Origin of the sequence: Fodinibius sp. SL11 (genome assembly GCF_052060035.1) — a bacterium.
Taxonomy (GTDB): Bacteria; Bacteroidota; Rhodothermia; order Balneolales; family Balneolaceae; genus Fodinibius.
Map to the genome: position 1 here is coordinate 1 of NZ_JBPOEA010000031.1, position 6,747 is coordinate 6,747.

General features: G+C 39.1%; 9 protein-coding genes. 1 reads left to right on the forward strand and 8 read right to left on the reverse strand.

The genetic code is table 11. The annotated features are described in order from the left end of the window. Positions 1 to 293 precede the first annotated feature (293 nt). Positions 294 to 527, reverse strand: coding sequence for a DUF2281 domain-containing protein (locus ACQ76V_RS15890; protein ID WP_441001491.1), 234 nt, complete (start codon positions 525 to 527; stop codon positions 294 to 296). Positions 528 to 891: 364 nt separating this feature from the next. Here ACQ76V_RS15890 and ACQ76V_RS15895 point away from each other — a divergent pair, with 364 nt between their 5' ends. Beyond that, the gene (locus tag ACQ76V_RS15895; protein WP_441001492.1) at positions 892 to 1,845 is read left to right on the forward strand and encodes an IS110 family transposase; all 954 of its coding nucleotides are present in this window, start codon (positions 892 to 894) and stop codon (positions 1,843 to 1,845) included. Positions 1,846 to 2,379: 534 nt separating this feature from the next. Here the strand turns inward: ACQ76V_RS15895 and ACQ76V_RS15900 are convergent. From ACQ76V_RS15900 to ACQ76V_RS15930, 7 genes are all read right to left on the reverse strand, one after another. Next, on the reverse strand, positions 2,380 to 3,285 hold the full coding sequence (locus ACQ76V_RS15900) for an alpha/beta hydrolase (RefSeq protein ID WP_441001493.1): 906 nt from the start codon (positions 3,283 to 3,285) through the stop codon (positions 2,380 to 2,382). A 422-nt stretch (positions 3,286 to 3,707) separates the two neighbouring features. Beyond that, the gene (locus tag ACQ76V_RS15905; protein ID WP_441001494.1) at positions 3,708 to 4,010 is read right to left on the reverse strand and encodes a type II toxin-antitoxin system RelE/ParE family toxin; all 303 of its coding nucleotides are present in this window, start codon (positions 4,008 to 4,010) and stop codon (positions 3,708 to 3,710) included. Continuing rightward, positions 4,011 to 4,295 carry a type II toxin-antitoxin system Phd/YefM family antitoxin gene (locus ACQ76V_RS15910; RefSeq protein WP_441001495.1) on the reverse strand — a complete coding sequence of 95 codons (285 nt, stop codon included), beginning with the start codon at positions 4,293 to 4,295 and terminating at the stop codon, positions 4,011 to 4,013. Between the two features lie 248 nt (positions 4,296 to 4,543). After that, entirely contained in the window at positions 4,544 to 5,248 is a 705-nt protein-coding gene (locus tag ACQ76V_RS15915; RefSeq protein WP_441001496.1) for a ribonuclease H-like domain-containing protein, read from the reverse strand. Between the two features lie 143 nt (positions 5,249 to 5,391). Then, positions 5,392 to 5,694 carry a type II toxin-antitoxin system RelE/ParE family toxin gene (locus ACQ76V_RS15920; RefSeq protein WP_441001497.1) on the reverse strand — a complete coding sequence of 101 codons (303 nt, stop codon included), beginning with the start codon at positions 5,692 to 5,694 and terminating at the stop codon, positions 5,392 to 5,394. 6 nt (positions 5,695 to 5,700) lie between these two features. After that, the gene (locus ACQ76V_RS15925) at positions 5,701 to 5,913 is read right to left on the reverse strand and encodes an addiction module protein (protein WP_441001498.1); all 213 of its coding nucleotides are present in this window, start codon (positions 5,911 to 5,913) and stop codon (positions 5,701 to 5,703) included. Positions 5,914 to 6,147: 234 nt separating this feature from the next. Beyond that, on the reverse strand, positions 6,148 to 6,624 hold the full coding sequence (locus ACQ76V_RS15930; RefSeq protein WP_441001499.1) for a TlpA family protein disulfide reductase: 477 nt from the start codon (positions 6,622 to 6,624) through the stop codon (positions 6,148 to 6,150). Between the last annotated feature and the right edge of the window lie 123 nt (positions 6,625 to 6,747).

A 6,747-nucleotide genomic window follows, 5' to 3' on the forward strand; every position in this document is an offset into this window, starting at 1 on the left:
TGGCGATCGATTGCCGTTGGATTTAACCCGTAACCACGAAAAATAAGCAGCCCGGACAGAGTTCAGTTTACATACCCGGTTAGGCCCAGCACTATTTTGCAATATATTTTCTAAGATCTAAATTTTAGATCTTATTTTCACAACCAACCATCAACTCCATATGTGTCACTACACTTATTGAGAGAATATGATCTACTATGTAGCTCTTCAAGTGTTTCAATGGCTTGTGTAATACCACGACTGACATCAATGAGAATATCTGTATCGACAAGAATAAACTGGTCCGCCATAATTTAGCGCTTTGTCCACTGGGTTTGGCGTTGTTTTTTTACCCAGGAGGAACTATCGCTTAAATCCGAACGATCTTTCCACATGCCGACAAAAGAACTTTCTGAGATAGGCTTTTTTGTCTTTTTAGAAGTAGATTTTACATACCGATCATACAAGAACTGAACAAAGTCACTTGCTTCTTTTTTAGCTTCAGGAGGAAGCTTATCAAATTTATCTAAAACTGGCTTCTTACTCATGTCGGTATTATTTAATTCAATTACTTATTAAAAGTAATAAAACAACGCCAAAAAGCAGAAAATCTTTTATTAATGGTACCAAGAATTGAAAGTTGAGTGGTGGGACTAACGACATCCTATGTTTAAATCACTTCGGATTGACTGATATTATATATTAATAGAAATTTCTTCAAACCGAAGGTTGGTGGCAGGCAGGGAACCAGTCAGACGACATTGAGCCATAGAACTCGAGCGCAATGATTGCCCTGCCCATTTGCCACCACCGTGTAACCACGGACAGTTCACTAGGCTTCGAGCCAGTATGTAGGATAGATTTGGACCCGGAAACCTTCTTCACCTTCACGTATTTAAAATATACGAAGCGATGAACACTATTGGTATAGATATCTCAAAAGAATGGGTTGACTGCTTTTGCTCGGCCCGCAGGCTTGGTGGTCAATTTCCTAATACCCCAACCGGATGGAAACAGTTAAGCGAATGGATAGAAGGCGATCCCCTAGTGGTGCTGAAAGCCTCCGGCCCTTATTACCTGGGATTGGCTACGTATTTATATGAGCAGGAAATAAAGGTCAGTGTCGTAAATCCACTGGTTATCCGGCGCTACGGACAGATGAAGCTGACCCGAACAAAAACAGACGCCAAAGATGCTGGGTTAATTGGCCAGTATGGCATTGATCAACAACCGGAGCTGTGGTGTCCTCCCTCTAAAGCTCGACAAGCCCTGAAAAAGCTAATGAGCATGCGGGAAGGGCTCCTGCGGCAGAAAGCCATTCTCACCGGTCAGACCGAGGCATTTAGCCAAAATAAGGATGTTGAGCCCATGGTAAATGAGCTAAACCGGAAGATGCAAACGGAGTTAGAAGATAATATTACCCGTATTGATAAACGTATGGAAGCGTTGGCTGAGGAGCATTACGAGGAGGTTATGGAAGCGCTTTTAACCATCCCTGGCATTGGCAGGAAAACGGCTATTGAGTTGGTAACAGTTACCGATGGATTCGGTCGCTTCGATAGCGCCAGAACGTTGGCCAGCTACGTGGGCATTTGCCCCGGGATCTGGGAATCTGGGTCCTCGGTCAAGGGACGTGGAAGTATTAGCAAATTGGGCTGCCCACAACTACGGAAGCTGCTGTATATGTGCAGCTGGTCTGCCAAACGTAGTAATCCAGCCTGCAAGAAAATGTATGATCGATTGAAGAAAAGAGGAAAACCAGAAAAAGTGATTAAGGTAGCCATTGCCCACAAACGGTTGCGAGAAGCTTTTGCCGTTGGTAAGAGGTGCGAAGCGTTCAACGAAAAAAAGGCATTGGCTGCTTGACTTTAAACACAGTTCATTGCGCATATGCTGCATGCAGGCCAACGTTGATTAAAACCAAAATGTACTACAGAAATTAAGGAACTAAAAATCGGGCGGGTAGCCGGTAAGGGCGGCCTCCCAAACCTGCTGGCCGGTTAAAGATCTGGGATAGTGGCTCTCGTGGAGCTACAGTCTCTGTCCATTGATGGAGAATAAGCCCGAAAAGGGGTTTGGATGCCTGCAGGTAATTCCGAACGTGATCAACGAAGCCGACTGCCAGCTAACGGTTTGAACTAAGGATTTATGAATAGAAATAAAACGAACAGAGTTCAGTTTACACACCCGGTGCGGACTGTCTGCTTGACATTTTCCTTTTTAAAAGGGTTATAGGAGCTTTGTTGGTATGTTTAGAAATTATTTTATCGTTAATTGGGCTGCGACGTTCTACATCCCACGCATTCTACATTCTTACTACGAAGTCTGATAAACAGCCACTAACCTACCTCTTCCAGCAAAGCTTAATGTCGCGAACTCCCTGTTACCTATATTTGGCCCTTACCTTGCAACAAATTTATTCAATTTTTCAACTATTGGATCTATTACTTCATTAAAAGCTTCATTAAGTATCAGATGATGTGGTTCATCAAAAACAAGCATATCTTTTTCCTGGGCCTTAATTTTTTCAAATACCTTACAGCAATATTCGAAAGGAAATAAAGTATCTCCTTTTGAAGCTATTACGATAACCGGACATTTTAAACTGCCATCTGTTATTAAGTCTAAATCAGCAGAAAATAATGAAGATAAAAAATAGAGCGGATATTTAGTCAATCCAATTGGATCCTGATAAAATTGTGTTTTTGTTTCTTCAACCGTAAAAATTCTATTTAATTCCAGATAAGTTGTAATAGGAATCTGTAAATTCGGAAATACTTTTGCACCAATTTTCATTATTGATGGAATAACCCCATAAAAGATCTTAAGTATTTTTGGGATGTTTGTTACATATATAGAATCATTTAAAGAGGGCAGTAAAATATTGTGAGGAAAAACTGCTTTTATTCTTTCATCCATTCCAGTAACTGCAATACTTAAAATTCCACCTTGGGATGACCCTATAACAATAATTTTATTATTAAAGCTATCTATACAGTAGGAAATAGTATCTTTTACATTTTCAAGCATATCTTCAAAACTATATAGTTTTCTTTCTCTAGGACTTTTACCATGAGAAAGAAGGTGGACTCCAATTACATTAAATTTATTTTTAGTTAATAAACTTAGAAATTCATCATAAAATAATGGATGGGTCATTGTTCCCGGAATAAAAATAATACAAGGATCATTTTTATTGCTTTGATAAATTGATAACGCTATTTCAGTTCCACTTGAACATATCAATGTTTCTTTGTAATCCTTGTAGCAAGAATTATTTAATAACCTTTCTTCTCTTGTTCTCATATTCATTCTCCTCGTCATATGCAGTTTAGGCAATTGCAGACAATATTGACATAACACCAATACTATTCAGGATATCTTTGCTCCGTACGCAAATTTATATAAATGTTTCATCCCGGGCACTGAAAGGTGTGAAAAGCGCTATTGAAAACTTAAATATTTAGAATATTAGCCTGTCTTGGTTTTATGAGTGTGTTAAGCCCTATAACGACACTGCCCATAAGGGGCCTTTAGATTACTTCTCAAATAAATAACTGATTATTTTGGTTGTATCAACCGCCACTGAACCTACCGGGGACTCATACGCATGATAGCTCGAAAGCTAGCGGGTTAGCTAGGCCACCCCGGCGGGTCTAGTGGCGGATATACCGTCAAAGTAAGTTATTTTTTGGTAGGAATAATCTAAAGGCGGGTTAGAGTAACCTTTATTCAGGCTTAATCTCAGATTGGTCTTCATCTTGTCTGGCATGACGAATAGTTAAAATGTCGATATGATCCTGATTGATTTCATAGATGATCAAATAATTGGATTGTACAACAAGCTGTCGAACCATTTCGTCATTTAGGGCAGGAACCATCTGGTCTGAACGAGGATGTTTTTTCAAATGCTGGAAACGCTTTTCAAACTCTTCAACCAGCGCCAATGCAGCATCTACATTATCTTTTGAAATGTAGTCTACAATTTTATCTATTTTCCGTTGAGAAGTAGGAGACCAGACAATACGCATTTATGCTTTCCCTAACCGTTCTTTTAATGAACTCATGACTTCTTCATGCTCGGTACCTTTGCCATCTTCAATTTCTTGACGTGCTTGGTTGATTTCTTGAAGCAATTCAATGGTATCGATCATTTGCTCATAATCACCAACATCAAGCAATACGGCAGAACTTTTCCCATGCTGCGTAATAACAAGGGGACGATGCTCCGTTTTGATTTTTTCAATCATTGAGGCTGCATTGGCCCGAAATTCAGAGAGTGGCTGAATGTCTTTATCAAGTTGGACACGTTTCATAACGCTATGGGTTGTGTTAATAAGTGACTTTTAAATAGTACAAATAAAAGTACAAACTAACAACGAGCGAAATGCAAATAGGTTGCTCTAACGATGTAGCGCATAAGCTGCGCACGGATTTTTTGTAAATTAGCAATTAACGAAAGAAGAGGATTAAAACCAAGAGGGGCAAAGAATTGGCGAGCTGCGTCCGACTTAATCGCTGGTTAGATTGAAATTAATAGTTTACTGAAAGCCTTTGGACTTATTTACTTAAGCCATTTTGTGAATTTTGATCTGGGCCAAGGATTGTCCATCCAAGAGGTATCTGGCAAAGGCAATTCAGAAGCTTGCTCAACAGTTAACCATCCTGAAGGTAGCTCAAAATATGATTTTTTTCCTCTTTGGGTTATCCAACTTATTCGTCTCTTTTGTTCACTCTTTTCTGCAATATCTAAGGTCAATCGGCAATCTTGAGCTACATAATCAAGAACTTTCTGATATTTTTCTTCTTTCCAGAGTGTTGGTGCGATAGCTCCATCAATATCAGTTGGTTTGCTGAGGTCGATTGCTTCTGCTGCTGCATTTAGTGATATAGGGAAACCCTTACCACAAAAAAAGTGAAACATCATATCTACGTGCTGAAGAGCCAAGTTACGGCAAGTTGAAAAATCGTTGGATTCTTCTGCTAAGATATTAAAGTCGAACCCAAGTCCATTGTGTGTAATTATTGTGTATCCTGAATTAACTTTTTTCTTAAGATATTTAATGAGGGAAGTTAAATCTTGTTCTGACATTTGTGGAGCAGGAGAACCGTCTGAGGTTTTTGAATAGAAAACTTCCGGCTTGTTTTCATCAGTACACCAAATTGCAGAACAAGTAATTCCCAAAGGTCTATGGCTGTTCAAGTCATTAATGTTTTCAGGTAGTACTTTGGCGGTTTCAATATCAAATGCTAAATATTTATGAGACATATTTTTTCAAACTAACGACCTTGCGCTTAACCGGCACACGGGTTTTTGTTTATTTGGCAACTAACGAAAGATGAGGCTTAAAACCAAGAGAGGCAGAGATTTGGCGAGGCCTGTCCGCTGATAGCGCGGGTTAGGTTTCCCGACTACTCGGTTTTTGTTTTCCAAGACTCTGGACTTCTTCTTTGGTGTAAAATTGCAAAGACTGTAATCATTTCTTCTTCATTGACGAAATAGATAGAAAAGGGAAAGCGGTTGGTTAAGGCTCGATGAATTCTGTCTTTATAAACAATCTGGTGATGAAGAGGATTACGACTAATTTCTGAAAATTTTGCGTCAACGCACCGAATGAACTCCTGACCTAATCCATGATTCTGTTCGTGATACCACTGGTAAGCACCATCCAAATCTTGCTGTGCGTCTTCGGTAAGTATTAATGTTTTTGGCACAGCGACTTATAAATACTTTTGACGGACTTCTTTCCAAGAAGAACCATTCTTTTTGTCTTCTTCTAAGGTCCGGAGACGTTGCTCTAATATTGATTTATGATGATCAGGAACTTCAACCTCTTCAGGATCAGAAGCAATAGAATCCCATAAGGCTTCGACCAAGAGTAATTTCTCGTTTTTGTTAAGCTGTGACAGCTCGTTGATTAGGGCCTTTTCCATAGCAGGAATTTCGCTTTGTAATTACAGTCTTAAGTTGAATAAAAACGAGCTTGAAAGCAATTAATTGAGTTAGAAATTAGCAAAAGTGAGAGGAAACCTAACGGCATTGCGCATAAGCGGCGCACGGATTGATGTTGAATTAGCAACTAACGAAAGAAGAGAGATAAAAACAAGAGCGGCAGAGATTTGGCGAGGTGCGTCCCCTTAATGCGCGGGTTATACGCATGGTTAATTCTAATCTAGCTTCATACCTGAATTAACCCAAGAGACTACTTTAGTACCCTCTAAAATTTCTTTAACTAATTTTTTGCTTTCGCGTACTTCAATGCCCCAATCTCCTACTGGTTCAAAGGTTTCTTCATAAATAAGAATATGTGGAAGACCTGGTATATCTGTTTTATTGAGATTATCTAAAGAAAGTTCATTGTCATAGCGACTACCAATTGATACTTCATCCCAATAATCATATTTCTCAATAAACTCTAAGCCTGTTTCCATGTCCTCATCGAATACAACCATAACAAATTTTGTGTTGTATTTGGGATGTATCGAGTCAAATTCAGCTTTTAATTTATCAATACTTTCAATGACTTCAGGTCGATTGCAAGGACCACAACTTGTTGCCCCAAAGTAAAAAACGGTTAATTGATTTTGGGCAAGAACGGAAGTTGTTAAGAGTAAAAAGAATGTTAGAAAACTTAATCTTTTCATAGCGTCTATCTTTTATTGAGTAAATGAATATGCGTATAACGACATGGCGCATAAGGTGCGCACGAAAAAATGTTGAGTTGATAAATAATGAACGAAGAGCTAAAAAGCCAGAAGTCGGCAAGG

Bases quoted from the DNA above. Each gene is read 5' to 3' on its own strand.
- ACQ76V_RS15890 (WP_441001491.1), bottom strand. From the start codon at position 527: ATGAGTAAGAAGCCAGTTTTAGATAAATTTGATAAGCTTCCTCCTGAA.
- ACQ76V_RS15895 (WP_441001492.1), top strand. From the start codon at position 892: ATGAACACTATTGGTATAGATATCTCAAAAGAATGGGTTGACTGCTTT.
- ACQ76V_RS15900 (WP_441001493.1), bottom strand. From the start codon at position 3,285: ATGAGAACAAGAGAAGAAAGGTTATTAAATAATTCTTGCTACAAGGAT.
- ACQ76V_RS15905 (WP_441001494.1), bottom strand. From the start codon at position 4,010: ATGCGTATTGTCTGGTCTCCTACTTCTCAACGGAAAATAGATAAAATT.
- ACQ76V_RS15910 (WP_441001495.1), bottom strand. From the start codon at position 4,295: ATGAAACGTGTCCAACTTGATAAAGACATTCAGCCACTCTCTGAATTT.
- ACQ76V_RS15915 (WP_441001496.1), bottom strand. From the start codon at position 5,248: ATGTCTCATAAATATTTAGCATTTGATATTGAAACCGCCAAAGTACTA.
- ACQ76V_RS15925 (WP_441001498.1), bottom strand. From the start codon at position 5,913: ATGGAAAAGGCCCTAATCAACGAGCTGTCACAGCTTAACAAAAACGAG.
- ACQ76V_RS15930 (WP_441001499.1), bottom strand. From the start codon at position 6,624: ATGAAAAGATTAAGTTTTCTAACATTCTTTTTACTCTTAACAACTTCC.